We start from the raw sequence: 15,281 nt of genomic DNA, 5'->3' as shown, positions 1-15,281 counted from the left end.
TATCGTTTTAGCAAATGTGTCATTCGATGACACCGCAATCATAACGATTCAATTGGATATATCCAGTTAAATAACAAAGACTTTCTTTTAGGATATAAATATTTTCACATAAACTCAAAAAGTAAATAATGTAACTATTAATTAACAATATAAATCCATGATTTTATTGGGAAATACAAATAAACCAGATTTATTACTGAATGAAATAATATGTTTTTATTTATAAAACGCGCAAAAAAGAGCAGTCCACCTTAAGGAGTTAGAGCGGGCATAGCTGAGCCAGCGGCGGCGCACCATGTTGCTGAACAGAAACCCATTCCGTTCAATCGTTTTCCTCTCCATCCCATATTTTCACACATTTGTTTAAATACTTTAATTGGGATGCATAGAGCATACCGCCAAATCGGGTGAGCCTATTGGGGAGTGAGAACCCCAGAGTGACAGCCCCAAATTACTTATTAATATTTTTATTAGCGACTGCCAAGCACTCAAATGACGCAGACAAAGAAAAACCGCCTAGCGCTTGTAACGCTAGGCGGTTTTTGTACCCAGAAATTAACCTGGGTAAATTAGGTGGCGCGGCTGGCAGGATTCGAACCCACGACCCCTTGGTTCGTAGCCAAGTACTCTATCCAACTGAGCTACAGCCGCGCTGAGAAAGTAAATATAACATAAAAATTTTGTTGTGCGCAAGTCAGACAAGAAAATTGTGTTGGCGCAACGTGAGAATGTCCGGTCTGTGCAAAGTAGAAGTGTCCGGTTCAATGGTGTGAATCACATCATTGAGGCGGGCCGGGATGATCACGATGACGCAGAAGGAAGTGGGTCGGCTGCGAGTGCTCGAGCAGGTGCGCTGCGGTGCGCTCACGCAGGCAGCAGCGGCGGTCGTGCTGCAGGTGTCGGTCGAGAGCGTGCCCCGCGCTGCACGCTGCTGGTGTTCATCGACGATGCGACCAGTGAGCTGATGGCGCTACGCTTCGTGCGGGCCGAGACCACCACGGGTTACCTGCTGACGCTACGCGAGCACATCCTCGAGCACGGCCTGCCCATGTGCCTGTATAGCGACCGCCACACGATCTTCCGCTCGCCCAGCGCCGAGAACCCTAAACCCACCTTTTTTGCCCAGGCGCTCGAGCGCCTGGGCATCGAGGGTATCCAGGCGAGCTCCCCGCAGGCCAAGGGGCGCGTCGAACGAGCCAACCAGACGCTACAGGATCGGCTGATCAAGGCCATGCGCCTGGCAGGCATCAACGACATGGAGGCGGCCAACGCCTGGCTGCCCACCTACCGCGAAGCTCACAACCGGCGCTTTGCCATTGCCCCGGCTGAGCCCGAGGATGCCCACGTCATCTACCAGGACCGTCTCCCGAGCCTGGAGCGCGCGTTGGCCTACCACCACACCCGGCGCCTCTCGCAGACACTATCCTGCCAGTTCCGTCAGCAGCTCTTGCAAGTTCTGGCACCAGACCAACAGCGGCGCTTGGCCGGACAGCCAGTGAGCAGCCTCAAACACCTCGACGGACAGCTACAGCTCCTGCACGCAAACGCTACGCTCGCCTTCGAGCTCAGGCAGAAAAAGGACGGGCGCAAACCCACCGAGGACGCTAAATCCCTGAACGCCCGAGTGCAGGCCAGGCTAAGCAAACGCTCCGTGCCTTCGCCTGCCAACCACCCATGGCGGCGCTGGGAGGGTCCCCGGCCAAACCCTCGTGAGCAGCCTCAAACACCCGCATGAACCGGACATTTCTACTTGGGAGAAAACCGGACATTTCTATTTAGCGTTGACATTGAGCAAAAAATTTGTGTTTTTCTTGCGTGACAGGGCGGGCGACCCCTCATGCCCCGCGCCCTGCTCACAAAGTCTAAAGCCCTGCTACACCAGCAAAATAATTATTGTTGAAATGATTATATAAGATATGATTAGAACAAGAATCTTATAGGCCGTATGATGAAATCCATCCTTAATCTCTCTTCCCTGTCGAGGCGGCTCGCAGCCACGACCCTGCTTCTCACCTTGCCATGGGGCGCTCAAGCTCAAGGCTCAACACCAGAGTCCCCTTATGCCGGGCAAACCATAGGCATTGCAGTCGCCAATGAAATTCCCTACGGCTACACCAATCTAAAAGGCGAGGCCCAGGGGGTGGGGCCCGACGTGGCGCAAGCAGTGCTAGCCACGATGGGCATCAAGGACATCAAGTGGACCAGCACCGCCTTCAGCTCACTGATACCAGGCCTGCAAGCCCGTCATTTTGATATGGTTGCAGCCGAGATGGCCATATTGCCCGCCCGCTGTGACCAAGTACTGTTCTCTGAACCCAATAGCTCTTATGGAGAAGGCTTGCTGGTTGCACAGGGTAATCCCCAGAAAATCCACTCCTATCAGCACTTTGTTGATCACGATAGCAAGGTTGCCATTATGGCGGGGGCCGACCAGCTAGACATACTGAACGCCCTGGGCGTGCCTCAAGAACGTATTGTCACGCTGGCCAACAACGCTGATGCCATTTCCACCGTAAGCACAGGCCGCGCCGATGCCTATGCGGCCACGAGCGCAACGGTGGCGCAGCTGGCAGAGCTGGGCAAGCGAACACAAGCCGCTCAGCCTTTTGAAGACCCTATGGTCAACGACCAGGCCGTCCGTAGCTGGGGCGCTTTTGCCTTCCACCCCGAAGCCCAAACCTTGGCGCAAGATTTCAATAAAGCCCTGCTGGCTTTCAAGCAAACCCAAGCCTGGCGAGACATTCTGGCGACTTATGGATTCACCGAGCAGGACATGCAGCAAGCCAGCCAAAGAACCCAGGCTCAACTGTGCGGTAAGTAAGCACGACCATGAATTGGGTCAGCTACCTCCCCCCATTGCTTGAAGGTGCAGCGGTCACTGCCCAGTTGGCGATTTACTCCACTGTGCTGGGAGCCATGCTGGCTTTTGCACTAGGCCTGGGCCGCTTTCATGGCATGCCTTACGTACGGGGCCTATGTCTATGTATCGTGGAGTTCTTTCGCGGCACCTCTTTGCTGGTACAGCTGTTCTGGTTGTTTTTTGCGCTCCCTATTGTGGGGGAAAGCCTGGGCTGGGACTGGCGCCTCAGCCCCATGGTGGCAGGTACGCTGGCCTTGAGCCTGAACATAGGGGCTTACGGCGCCGAGGTCGTTCGGGGGGCGCTACAGGCCGTGCCCGTCGGGCAACTTGAGGCCGGGCTGAGCCTGGGCCTATCACCTCGACGCGTATTGTGGAAAGTCAGGCTACCCCAGGCATTGCCAGAGATGATGCCCAGCTTAGGCAATCTTGCCGTACAAAACCTGAAAGACACCGCCTTGGTCTCTTTAATCAGCTTGGGCGACATGGCTTTCCGCGCCGAACAAATCCGCAATCTGACCCAGGACAGCACTAGCGTTTATACCCTTTTATTGCTCCTGTACTTTGGCATGGCTTTGGTGGTGGCCGGCAGTATGAAAACGCTGGAGTGGCGGCTCAGCCGCTGGCGCACTCAACAAGGCCGGTAGATGCCAATCGGGCGCTCAATTTTTTCGTCGCTGGAGGTTGACCCATGCTTTTTGGTCTAAGCTGGGACGCTGATCATGGCCATTGGCTTTTTGCATGGTCGATACTACCGATACTGCTACGCGGTTTGTTGGTGACCCTGCAAGCCACTATCGCAGGGTTCGCGATTGCCGCTGTGCTAGGTTTGCTTTTTGCCATGCTAAAGGCTGCGCCATGGCGCTTGGTGGCTTGGCCAGCGCGCCTGATAAGTGAGTTTCTACGCGATACGCCCCTGCTGGTACAGCTGTTTTTCTTGTATTACGTGCTGCCCGATTTCGGCATAGTGCTGCCCGCTTTTCTGACTGGCGCTTTAGCGTTGGGTCTACAGTACAGCGCTTATCTCTCAGAAGTGTACCGGGCAGGCCTGCAGGCGGTATCGCTAGGGCAGACACAAGCCGCCTTGGCACTGGGGCTCAAGCCTATCGCTGGATTTCGCTACGTGATTTTGCCTCAAGCGCTGAAAAGGATATTACCGGCCCTTGGCAACTACTTGATTTCGATTTCCAAAGACGTGCCCTTGCTGGGTGTCGTAGCCATATTGGAACTACTGAATGTGGCCCGCATTATTGGTGATCGTACCTATGATTACTTCACGCCTCTTACCATGGCCGGCCTGATCTATCTGATACTTAGCCTGGCGTGCGCGGCGCTGGTTCGTTGCCTGGAGCAACGCCCACAGCCGCCGCGCGCTTAAGGGGCAAGATCAGACCGATTTCGCCTTGGCTTCCTGCTCGGGCAGCAGCATTTCAAAGCCGTCACGCGTCGCAATGTACTCGGGCCTAGGCGCCAAACCGTAACGAGGCGTCTTCAGGGTGTTGTGCACACTGTTGTAAACCATAAAGACATTCGCACGCGGCCAAGGCGTGATATTACTGCTTGAGCCATGCATGACGTTGCAGTCGAAGAACACCACCGACCCGGCCGGGGCCACTGCTTGGTAAATCCCCCCCTGCTCTGCCAACAACTCCAGGCTCAAGGGGTCGGGCACCCCGTATTCTTGCTTGCGCAATGACTCTTTGTAATGCGAGTCGGGCGTTACACCTTGGCAGGCAATGAATTGCCGATGAGAGCCGGGTATCAACATCAAAGGCCCGTTGCTGGACACATTGTCAGTCAATAAAATAGAGCAGCTCAGGGCTCGCATGGCGGGCATGCCGTCTTCCACGTGCCACGTTTCAAAATCCGAGTGCCAGTAGAACTCTTTGCCATGAAAGCCAGGCTTGAAGTTAACCCGGGATTGATGCAGATAGGTTTCCGACCCAAGTATCTGGCGCGCCACATTCAGTAGCCGCGGATCACGGGCCAGCGCGCCAATTTTTTCGCTCAAGCTGTGGACTCGAAAAACGGAACGCACCTTGTTGCTGCCTGGCTCACGGATAGCCTCGTTCCAATTGCGCTTCTCGCCTTCCTGCGAGAGGTCGTGTACCTCGCCCAAGAGCGCGGCAACCTCTTCCGCAGAAAACAGATTTTCCAGCATGATAAAACCATCACGCTCGTAGTCCGCCAACTGTTCGGCCTTCAAGGCCCGGGCATATTGCCCATCTTCATAAACAATGGGTTCCCGTCGCGCCAGTATTGCCGAGCCATGCTCGGTGCGCGACTCGTACGTTTCAGTCATCGCAAGCTCCTAAGCTTCTTCGGTTACCAAGGGATAAACACCGGAGGCGTCATGCACTTCCTGTCCGGTCAGAGGCGGATTGAATACGCAGATCACACGCAAAGGCTCTTTCCCGCCCCGCAGATAATGTTCGTCATTCTGGTCAAGTGCATAGACGACCCCTGGGCCCAAGCTGTATTTTTTACCGTCGGCTATGGTTTCAATTTCACCATCGCCTTCTATGCACCAAACCGCTTCCAGATGGTTCTGGTAATGAATATGGGTTTCCGTCCCCGGAAAAATCACGGTCTCGTGAAAAGAGAAGCCCATTCCGTCTTTCTTTAGCAGAACGCGCCGGCTGACCCAGGTGTCCGTCTTGACCTCGTCCGAGGTGCCAATTACGTCCGCCACATTCCTGACTATCATCGTCCTTTACCTCCAAATTTCAGCACTTTTGCTTGTTCACGTTGCTCTTGCTCCGCCAAAGCGGCGGCCAGGCTGCGCTCGATAATTTCCAGTCCCTGACGCAATTGCGCATCGGGGATGGTTAAAGCGGGCAACAGCTTGAGCACCTCATCGTTTGCGCCCGAGGTCTCGACAACCAGACCCTGCTCAAACGCCTTGCGGGCGATACTGCCCGCCAAACCACCTCGGGCCGGCGTAACCAAGCCCTGTATCAGGCCCCGGCCACGCACACTCAGGCCAGCCATGGGATAGCTATGCACAAGGTTTTCCAGCCAGTCGCGCACCATTGCTTCCTTGCGACGGATGTCCTGCTCAAAACGCTTGTCTGACCAATAGCTATCCAATGCCTGGGCTGCGGTCACAAAGGCCAGGTTGTTTCCGCGAAACGTGCCGCTGTGCGCGCCCGGCTTCCAGATATCGAGTTCGGGTTTGAACAGCACCAAAGACATGGGCAAGCCAAAACCTGAAAGCGACTTGGACAAAGTAATGATGTCCGGGCGAATGCCGGCTTGCTCGAAGCTGAAGAACGACCCCGTACGCCCGCAGCCGACTTGAATGTCGTCAACGATGAGCAGCATGTCGTGTTGGCGGCACAGGGTTTCCAAGTCCTTCAGCCACTGCCTGTTCGCCACGTTAACGCCGCCTTCACCCTGAACTGTCTCAACAATGACCGCAGCGGGATGGTCCATGCCGCTGCTTGGGTCCTCCAACAAGCGTTCCAAGTAGGTGATGGTATTGAAGTCGGGACCCATGTATCCGTCATAAGGCATGAAAGTGGTGTTGCCCAAGGTCATACCCGCAGCTTGGCGGAACTTGCTATTGGCGGTTGCGGCTAACGAACCAGCGCTGACGCCATGGAATCCATGTGTAAACGAAATAATGTTGGAGCGCCCTTTAACCAGACGCGCCAGTTTCAATGCGGCCTCAACGGCATTGGTTCCGGTGGGGCCGGTGAACTGCAGCTTGTATTGCCAATTGCGCGGCGCCAGTAATACGCGCTCAAAGGTTTCCATGAAGTATTTCTTGGCTGTGCTGGCCATATCCAAGCCATGCACCAAGCCATCTTCTTCAAGATATTCCAGCAATTTGCCTTTAAGCTCTGCATTGTTGTGGCCGTAATTCAAGGTGCCTGCACCACTGAAGAAATCTATGTATTCACGTCCCGTTTCATCAATTAATGTCGAGCCACGTGCTTGCTGAAAAATAACGGGGAACGATCGGACATAGCCGCGTACTTCCGACTCCATGCGATCAAAAATTTTTAAGTCCATGCTTTTCTCCTTTCTTAGGGTTAGGTCAGTGTGTTCCGACCTGGGACGCACTGCGTCATCCCATCCATTTGCACGATCTACAGACGAGCCCCTCCCTCGACCGCAAGGCGTAAATAGCCTTGCCCCGATCCATGAGCATCTGTGAAATCGCATTGACTCACCGCCTCAGCGGGCGAGTGTTCTGCTGCGAGGCCGGCCTAAGGTTCTAGGTCGCAGAACGGTCGTACCCGCTTAGGTACAAAGGGGCGAGGCCCCAATCGCAGCAAACATTCTTCTTCATGGCCCTCGCCAAACAGCGAGGCCGCGAATAATGGAGATTCGTTAAGGGCTACGTCCAGGCGTTTAGCCAATGCCGAAAACATGGCACGCGATGCTTTATTGCCCGGCCCGACCGTCGCTTCCACAAACTTCAACTTTTTAAGTGGGTCGCGTTCGAATAGGGAGAGCAACATGCGTAAACCCAGCCCTTGGCCACGCCGGCGGGCGTCTACCGCTACCTGCCAGATAAACAAGGTGTCGTCTTTTTCGGGCGGAACATAAGCCGAGACAAACCCTTCTACGCCGTGGCTGCCGACAGCCACAACACTAGTGCCCTGAAAGTGCTGGCACCACAAAAGATAGGCATAGGCGGAGTTCAGATCGAGCGGGGGGCAGCGGCTAATCAACTGATGTATGGCTGGCCCATCCTCAATGGCCGGGGGCCGTAGCTCGAGGGGGAGAGTGGCGACTTCGGAGACTGTAGGGGCCGAAGTCGCCCAAGACTGTGAGATGCTAGAAATTTCTGAGGGTATCTGTTTCACACCACTAAACCCGATTCGGGAGGCACCTGGCCGTCGGGCACATCAAGCAGCGTAGACGCCTGCTCGTTGGAAACTTCGACCGGGGTGACCCCTTCGGACTCCATTAAATCGACGATGCGCTCCAAAGACAGGGTAATCGTCGCCTGCTCCAGCTCTGGCAAAGCGTTAAGTGCATCAGCCAGCTTTTTCTGCAAAGGCGACGGCGTCGCCCGAGCCAGATCCACCCCTGACTCGGTGGCGGTTAGAAACACAATGCGACGATCTTCAACGCCGCGCTCACGCTTGATAAGGCCCTTGTCTTCCAGGCGGTCGAGTATGCCCACTACGGTACTGGCACTGACATGAACCTCGCGGCTAAGCGCTGTTGCCGTCAATGGACCGTTCTGGACTATGGCTCGCAAACATACCAACTGCGGCGCGGTGATGTTACTGCACGCGGCCAACTGCCTGGAATGCAGCGCGATCGAACGCGTAATGCGGCGCAAGGCGCGCAAAACACGCAAGTCATAAGCCTGGAGGTCACGATCAGTAGTCATGCTCAACTCGAACGCATCTCGTAAAATTGATTAGAGTTGAAATTATATTGGGTAGAACGATATGACGCAAGGGTGAACGTGAGCAAGCGTATCAACCGGCCATACAAAAACTTGCCCCGCTCAGGCGGGGCAAGTTTTGCTAATCAGAGGAAGATGCGCAGGCCCCATCAGGGGGCTGTCAGCGGCTTAGGCCGTACCGCCAACGGTCAGGCCATCGATGCGGATGGTGGGCATGCCCACACCCACAGGCACACTTTGACCTTCTTTGCCACAAGTGCCTACCCCGGAATCCAGTTTCATATCGTTGCCAATCAGTTTTACGCGCTTCATGGCTTCGGGGCCGTTGCCTATAAGGGTGGCACCTTTGACAGGATAGGTAATTTTGCCGTTTTCTATCATGTAGGCTTCAGAAGCCGAAAACACGAATTTACCGCTGGTGATGTCGACTTGGCCGCCACCGAAGTTGGCAGCGTAAAGCCCTTTCTTGACCGACGAGATGATTTCCTGCGGGTCTTCTTTACCTGCAAGCATATAAGTGTTGGTCATGCGTGGCATGGGCAGATGCGCATAAGACTCACGACGACCATTGCCTGTCACTGCTGCGCCCATCAGACGGGCGTTCAGGGTGTCTTGCAGATACCCTTTAAGAATGCCGTCTTCTATCAGCACGTTGTGCTGAGTCGCATTCCCCTCGTCGTCTACATTGAGCGAACCGCGTCTATCAGGCAAAGTACCATCGTCGACTACGGTGACGCCCTTGGCTGCTACCCGCTCGCCGATGCGCCCCGAAAACACACTGGAACCCTTGCGGTTGAAATCGCCCTCTAGACCATGACCCACGGCCTCGTGCAGCAAGATACCCGGCCACCCAGAGCCCAGCACCACCGCCATTTGCCCAGCGGGCGCGGGGCGGGCTTGCAAATTGGTTTTGGCTTCATGCACAGCCTGACGCACATAACCGCGCAGCACTTCGTCGGTAAAGTAATCAAGCCCGGCACGCCCTCCCCCACCGGCATGGCCCATTTCACGCCTACCTTCGTGCTCTGCAATCACGGTAAGAGAAAGTCTGACCAAGGGGCGCACATCGGCAACCATACGCCCATCGCTGCCCGCCACTAGAATTACATCGTACTCGGCGCCCAAGCCCGCCATGACCTGAATGATGCTGGGGTCGGCAGCGCGAGCCATGGCTTCAACTTTGCCCAACAGCGCCACTTTATCGGGCGCACTAAGCGTACCCAAAGGGTCGACTGAGGGATACAGCACGCGCGCCTGTGACTCCGGCGCTGCGACTTGACGGCTACCCTCGCCCTGACGGGCAATGGTGCGTACGGCTTTGGCAGAAGACAACAAGGCATCGCTGGAGAGCGAATCAGAATAAGCGAAGGCGGTCTTTTCGCCGCTGACAGCGCGCGCGCCCACCCCCTGACTGATAGAGAAGCTTCCCGTCTTGACGATGCCCTCTTCCAGGCTCCAGCCTTCGCTGCGTGAATACTGGAAATACAGATCGGCGTAATCCACCTTGTGGGTCAGGATTTCACCCAGGGCACGCGAAATATCGGTTTCTGTCAGTCCCCAGGGATCGAGCAAAAGAGATTTGGCAGTAGATAAGGAGGAGACGGCAGGATCGCTAATTTTCATGAATAAGAACTCAAAAGCTGAAGGCTCGCCTTCCTATAGGCAGGAAGGCGGCAATGTCTAGATATTAGCGCGTTTCAAAGCACTCTATGCTGCAGCGCCGGCAACGCAGCCCGCACCTCGGCAAGACGTTCGCGCTCTATGTCGCCGACCACGATGCCCGGGCCTTCAGGCAGACAGTCGACAATGACACCCCAAGGATCTATCAACATGGAATGCCCCCAGGTGCGCCTACCGTTTTCGTGGCGCCCGCCTTGAGCCGCAGCCAAGATATAGCATTGGTTCTCGATAGCGCGAGCACGCAGCAGGACTTCCCAGTGTGCCGCCCCGGTGGTGTAGGTAAAAGCAGAAGGCACCACCATTAAGGTAGCGGGCACAAATGCCCGGTAAAGCTCGGGAAACCGCAGGTCGTAGCAAATGGAAAGGCCTACGCGTCCACAGGGAGCATCGAAGCTTTGCGGCGCAGACCCCGCCCGTATCGTGCGCGATTCATCGTAAGCCTCGGTGGCGCCGCTGAAACCAAACAAATGGATCTTGTCGTAACGCGCCAACTGGCTGCCATCGGGCCCATAAACCAGGCTTGTGTTGTAGATGCGGTCGGCTTGGCCGGAATCAAGAGGTAACGTACCGCCCACCAGCCATATACCGTGCTGGCGCGCCTGCGCACGCAAAAAATCTTGTATGGGCCCTTGGCCAACCGCTTCACGTAAAGCCAGCTTATCGGTATCCGCATGCCCCATCAGGCAGAAGTACTCGGGCAACACCACCAAATGGGCGTCCTCCTGAACGGCTTGCGCGATGCCTTGCGCTGCCTGCTCCAGGTTGTCTTCCAGGCGAGGGGTAGACACCATTTGTACGGCTGCCACCCGCAAACGCTCTGCAATCTGTAAAGCCCCCTGCATGTCGAGGTTCTCCTTGGGGTTTATTTCCACTCGAATTCCACATCCTTCACTTGGCCGTTATTACCCGGAAAACCGTCGAAAACCGCGCGCACCAAATAAGGCATCACCGCAGGCAAGCGGTCGCTACGAGTTGACGAACGCGCAGTGGTGCGAAACACCTGTTTGTCGGACGGCAAATCTTTTATGGTGACGGTTAAGGTGTTTTCGTGAACTTCGACCGGCACATTCACTACGGCAGGCGCGGAATAAAAGCCGCCACCCCAGCCCCAACCACCGCGAAAGACGCCCAAACCACCCCAAGGCCGCAGCGGCCCGTCAAAGTAAGGGTCGTACAACTGCTCTGTCCAACCCTGACGGACCGGGTTTTCGTAAACAAAAGAAACCAAGAACCGGGGTTTCGTGTCACCTTGCGCCTCGGCCAGCCCCACACGACCAATGGCGGCACGAATCATATCAGCATAAGTTTGATATTCCAGGCTGTCCTGCCCGGTCTCCGGAGGGGCAATGCGGTAGGTCTGACCCTCGACGTTCACAGGCCACTGCTGAAACGTCGTGACATTGGCCGAAAGCATGGTGGTGCAACCTGCCAGCCCCCATGCGCATGCCAACACTGCGGACTTCTTGAGGATGCCCGCCCATTTTTTGACGATATCCTGTTTCATACCTAGAGACTCCTGGAGGATTGCTGCCATCTACCGACATACTGAATACAGCTTACTATTTTGAGACCGCTGCGCGCCAAATAAATTTCATCAATGTAACCACTACAATAGCCAGGTGGCCGCAAGGCCAAGCCCTTATTGCCGGAACATATTTCCATGCGCACAGACCTCGCCCCCACTATTCACCGTCGCGATTATCAAGCCTTTCCTTACTTGTTGCCGCGCACCCAGCTGTTCTTCGACCTAGATGCCGAGCGCACTCGCGTGCACGCCATTCTGGAGTTCGAACGCGTAGGCGATGCCGCCTTGCCTTTGGTACTGAATGGTGAACAGCTTACGCTGGAATCCCTGCTGCTGAATGGCCAGGCGCTCACCACAAATGATTACCAGTTAACGACCGAAACACTTACGCTAAACCCTGACAGCGCACGTTTTACGCTAGAAATCACCGCTTTTTGCGGCCCCCAGGCCAATACTGCCTTAATGGGCCTGTATGTTTCGGGTAACAGCCTATTCACGCAGTGCGAAGCCGAAGGCTTTCGTCGCATTACCTGGTTTCCCGACCGCCCCGATGTCATGTCGCGCTATACGGTCACGCTGCGCGCCGATAAGTCTCGCTACCCCGTCTTGCTTTCCAACGGCAATCTGGCTGGCACCCGTGACTTACCCGATGGCCGCCATGAGGCCGTCTGGGAAGACCCCTTCCCCAAACCCAGTTACCTATTTGCCTTGGTAGCGGGCACCTTCGACTGCCGCGAAACCACGGTGCAAACCCGAAGCGGTCGCAGCGCCCTACTGCAAATCTACAGCGACCCCGGCACACGCCCCAAAACAGCCTGGGCCCTGGAATGCTTGAAACGCTCGGTCGCTTGGGACGAAACCCGGTTTGGGCTAGAGCTGGACCTGGATCGCTTCATGATCGTTGCGGCACGCGACTTCAATATGGGCGCCATGGAAAACAAAGGGCTGAATGTCTTTAACTCTTCCTACATATTGGCAGATCCTGACAGCGCCACCGATGCCAGCTACGAAGCCATAGAAAGCGTTATCGGCCATGAGTATTTTCATAACTGGACCGGCAATCGCGTCACCTGCCGCGATTGGTTCCAACTGTCGCTCAAAGAAGGTCTGACGGTATTCCGCGACCAGGAATTCTCTGCTGACATGATGGCACACGGCCTTGGCCCACACGAAGCCGCCAGTGCCCGCGCCGTTAAGCGCATTGACGACGTAGCCATGTTGCGGGTGGCCCAGTTCCCCGAGGACGCCGGCCCCATGGCGCATCCCATACGACCAGAAAGCTACCAAGAGATCGGCAACTTTTATACCGCCACCATTTATGAAAAAGGCGCCGAAGTCATACGCATGATGCATACGCTGCTGGGTGAGGAAACCTTCCAAGCGGGCATTCAGGAGTACTTTCGTCGTCACGACGGCCAAGCCGTTACCTGCGATGACTTTGTCAACGCCATGGAAAGCGCTTGGCAAGCACGTCAGCCCGAACGCAATCTCAAGGTGTTCAGGCATTGGTACGAACAGGCCGGCACGCCCTTAGTTCAGGTTCACCTGAATTACGATGCAGCTCAGCAGCGCTGCACGATTACGCTATCGCAATCCAACCCGCCAGTCGGTATCGAAAGGCAACAGCAAGGCTTGCACAAACCCGCCCTGCACATTCCCGTCGCCATCGGCATGCTAGATAAGCAGGGCCAAACCCTGGCCGTGCCTGGTGCCGACTCGACAACCGGCACTGTCATGCTGGAACTGACCCAGACTGAGCAAAGCTGGGTTTTCGAGCACGTGCCCACGGCGCCGGTACTTTCTTTACTGCGTGGTTTTTCCGCTCCTGTACGCATAGCCTACGAACAGGCCGACGCCGAATTGGCCTTGCTGGCCAGTCACGACACCGATCCCTTTGCCCGCTGGGAGGCCGGCCAAGCTTTGGCGGCACGACAACTGCTATTACTGGCGGCCCAGCACGACGCTGCGCAACCGGCGGCAGACATCACCTTGCTTAAGCACACTTGGCAAACCTTGATTGCAGACGCCAGCCTGACGCCAGCCTACCTGGCTCGTGTACTCAGCCTGCCCCCCGAAAAAATCGTCATGGCCGATATGTTGCCCATGAATCCTGCCGCCGTCGCGCAAGCGCGCCTGCAACTACGCCAGCAACTGGGGGAACAATTGGCGCAAGAGTGGCTGCATATCTATCACGCTCACCAACACGCGGATGCCGGCGCCTACAGCCCGGACGCGGTTTCGGCGGGCCGCCGAGCATTGAAAAACTTGGCCTTGTCTTATTTAGCTGCCGCTCAACATCCCCAAGCGCTGACGCTGGCTCAAACGCAATACGAGCAATCCGACAACCTGACCGACCGCATGGCTGGCTTGGCGGCTTTGATGCAATGGAAGGATCCGTCTCCCGGGCAAGCGGCACTGACAGGTTTCTACGATAGCTGGCAGGGCGATCCGCTTATCGTCGATCGCTGGTTTGCGCTACAAGCCAGCTCGCCCGCCACTCAGGTGCAGGATGTTCGCCGCCTGATGCAGCATCCCGCCTTTACCCTACGCACCCCCAATCGGGCACGGGCGGTCGTCTTCCAGTTCTGCCAGAACAATCTTTTAAATGTACATAACCCGCAAGGCTATGCTTTCTGGGCTGAACAAGTCGTCACCCTAGATGCCATCAACCCCGAGATCGCCGCCCGTTTGGCGCGCGCCTTCGACAACTGGGCGCAGTATGCCCCCGACTTGCGCGACGCTGTGCGCCAAGCGCTGGAAAGCATACGCGACCATGCCCCTCTTTCAAAAAATGTGGCCGAAATCGTCAACAAGGCCTTGCAGCTTTAAGGAACTCTAAACCGTGAACCGTCTGAACCTGGAAAACCACCTTGCCTCATTGGCAGACCTTGACGGCACCCTGCGCACACTGCTGCTGTCCGTAGCCCAAAGCTGCACGCGTATCAGCGCAGCCGTGGCACGCGGTGCGCTGGGCGGCGTGCTGGGCAGCCTCGAAAGCGAGAACGTGCAGGGTGAAGTACAAAAGAAGCTCGACGTGCTTTCCAACAATCTGCTGATCGAAAGCAATGAGCGCAACGGCTGCCTGGCTGCCATGGCGTCCGAAGAAATGGATACCTTGTATCCCATTCCGGATGATTGCGAACGTGGCCCCTACCTGTTGCTGTTCGACCCACTCGATGGGTCATCCAATATAGACGTCAACGTTTCTATCGGCACTATTTTTTCAATATTGCGCGCCCCCGGCAGCCAACCCGCACAAGAAAGCGATTTCCTTCAAGCCGGCACCCAGCAGGTAGCGGCCGGCTATGCCGTGTATGGGCCGCAAACCATGCTGGTACTGACCTTAGGCCAGGGCGTGGTGGGTTTCACCTTAGACCCCGACTCGCAAGAATGGGTGATGACGCATCCCCACATCACCATCCCTGCCGACACGGCTGAGTTCGCCATTAACATGTCGAATATGCGCCATTGGGAAGCCCCGGTGCGCCGCTATATCGAAGATTGCCTCACCGGGGATACCGGCCCGCTGGGCAAAAACTACAATATGCGATGGATTGCCTCGATGGTGGCGGATGTACACCGTATTTTGATGCGTGGCGGCTTGTTCATGTACCCCCGCGACGCACGCGCTTCGGGCAAAAAAGGCAAGCTGCGGCTGATGTACGAAGCCAACCCCATGAGCATGCTGGTCGAGCAAGCCGGCGGCGCAGCCATTGATGGCCATATCCGCATCCTGGAAGCCCAGCCCGACGAATTGCACCAGCGTATAGGCGTTATTCTGGGTTCACGCAACGAGGTCGAGCGCGTCAAGCGCTATCACCAAGAAGACTAAAGGGCGTGGTGGGGCC

The 15,281-nt window shown here is 56.1% G+C and carries 14 protein-coding genes and 1 tRNA gene; 6 read left to right on the top strand and 9 right to left on the bottom strand.

The genetic code is table 11. The features are described from left to right. Window positions 1–574: 574 nt before the first annotated feature. A tRNA-Arg gene (locus tag H0484_RS03780) sits at window positions 575–651 on the bottom strand. Between the two features lie 118 nt (window positions 652–769). Here H0484_RS03780 and H0484_RS03775 point away from each other — a divergent pair. The 4 genes from H0484_RS03775 to ehuD all read left to right on the top strand — a co-directional run bounded on the left by H0484_RS03775 (window position 770) and on the right by ehuD (window position 4,235). Beyond that, entirely contained in the window at window positions 770–1,735 is a 966-nt protein-coding gene (locus H0484_RS03775; RefSeq protein WP_226953119.1) for a hypothetical protein, read from the top strand. A gap of 279 nt (window positions 1,736–2,014) precedes the next feature. Further along, window positions 2,015–2,821, top strand: a complete 807-nt coding sequence (gene ehuB / locus H0484_RS03770; protein WP_226953118.1) for an ectoine/hydroxyectoine ABC transporter substrate-binding protein EhuB — start codon at window positions 2,015–2,017, stop codon at window positions 2,819–2,821. A gap of 8 nt (window positions 2,822–2,829) precedes the next feature. After that, complete coding sequence (gene ehuC, locus H0484_RS03765) at window positions 2,830–3,504, top strand: ectoine/hydroxyectoine ABC transporter permease subunit EhuC (RefSeq protein WP_226953117.1); 675 nt, start codon at window positions 2,830–2,832, stop codon at window positions 3,502–3,504. Between the two features lie 44 nt (window positions 3,505–3,548). Then, entirely contained in the window at window positions 3,549–4,235 is a 687-nt protein-coding gene (gene ehuD / locus H0484_RS03760; RefSeq protein ID WP_226953116.1) for an ectoine/hydroxyectoine ABC transporter permease subunit EhuD, read from the top strand. Between the two features lie 9 nt (window positions 4,236–4,244). On the opposite strand, the gene thpD is transcribed toward ehuD, so the two are convergent. From thpD to H0484_RS03720, 8 genes are all read right to left on the bottom strand, one after another. Beyond that, window positions 4,245–5,159 carry an ectoine hydroxylase gene (gene thpD / locus H0484_RS03755; RefSeq protein WP_226953115.1) on the bottom strand — a complete coding sequence of 305 codons (915 nt, stop codon included), beginning with the start codon at window positions 5,157–5,159 and terminating at the stop codon, window positions 4,245–4,247. A gap of 9 nt (window positions 5,160–5,168) precedes the next feature. Next, window positions 5,169–5,564, bottom strand: coding sequence for an ectoine synthase (locus H0484_RS03750; RefSeq protein ID WP_226953114.1), 396 nt, complete (start codon window positions 5,562–5,564; stop codon window positions 5,169–5,171). After that, the gene (gene ectB, locus H0484_RS03745) at window positions 5,561–6,874 is read right to left on the bottom strand and encodes a diaminobutyrate--2-oxoglutarate transaminase (protein ID WP_226953113.1); all 1,314 of its coding nucleotides are present in this window, start codon (window positions 6,872–6,874) and stop codon (window positions 5,561–5,563) included. The genes H0484_RS03750 and ectB overlap by 4 nt, the downstream gene beginning before the upstream one ends. Window positions 6,875–7,071: 197 nt before the next feature. Then, a complete protein-coding gene (gene ectA, locus H0484_RS03740) occupies window positions 7,072–7,674 on the bottom strand; it encodes a diaminobutyrate acetyltransferase (protein ID WP_226953112.1) in 603 nt (200 codons plus the stop codon). Next, the gene (locus H0484_RS03735; RefSeq protein ID WP_226953111.1) at window positions 7,671–8,210 is read right to left on the bottom strand and encodes a MarR family winged helix-turn-helix transcriptional regulator; all 540 of its coding nucleotides are present in this window, start codon (window positions 8,208–8,210) and stop codon (window positions 7,671–7,673) included. The genes ectA and H0484_RS03735 overlap by 4 nt, the downstream gene beginning before the upstream one ends. Before the next feature lie 186 nt (window positions 8,211–8,396). Next, entirely contained in the window at window positions 8,397–9,851 is a 1,455-nt protein-coding gene (gene tldD, locus H0484_RS03730; RefSeq protein ID WP_226953110.1) for a metalloprotease TldD, read from the bottom strand. Window positions 9,852–9,925: 74 nt separating this feature from the next. Beyond that, window positions 9,926–10,750: a carbon-nitrogen hydrolase family protein gene (locus H0484_RS03725; protein WP_226953704.1), complete on the bottom strand. Its 825-nt coding sequence runs from the start codon at window positions 10,748–10,750 to the stop codon at window positions 9,926–9,928. A gap of 20 nt (window positions 10,751–10,770) precedes the next feature. Beyond that, window positions 10,771–11,412 carry a DUF4136 domain-containing protein gene (locus tag H0484_RS03720; RefSeq protein WP_226953109.1) on the bottom strand — a complete coding sequence of 214 codons (642 nt, stop codon included), beginning with the start codon at window positions 11,410–11,412 and terminating at the stop codon, window positions 10,771–10,773. A 156-nt stretch (window positions 11,413–11,568) separates the two neighbouring features. Here H0484_RS03720 and pepN point away from each other — a divergent pair, with 156 nt between their 5' ends. Next, a complete protein-coding gene (pepN, locus tag H0484_RS03715; protein ID WP_226953108.1) occupies window positions 11,569–14,262 on the top strand; it encodes an aminopeptidase N in 2,694 nt (897 codons plus the stop codon). A 13-nt stretch (window positions 14,263–14,275) separates the two neighbouring features. Next, entirely contained in the window at window positions 14,276–15,265 is a 990-nt protein-coding gene (locus H0484_RS03710; protein ID WP_226953107.1) for a class 1 fructose-bisphosphatase, read from the top strand. The last annotated feature ends 16 nt before the right edge of the window (window positions 15,266–15,281 follow it).

The sequence above is a fragment of the Mesopusillimonas faecipullorum genome, assembly GCF_020539505.1.
Classification (GTDB): Bacteria; Pseudomonadota; Gammaproteobacteria; order Burkholderiales; family Burkholderiaceae_B; genus Mesopusillimonas; species Mesopusillimonas faecipullorum.
Note: the sequence above shows the minus strand (reverse complement) of the source record. Positions and strands in the feature narration are given on the sequence as shown.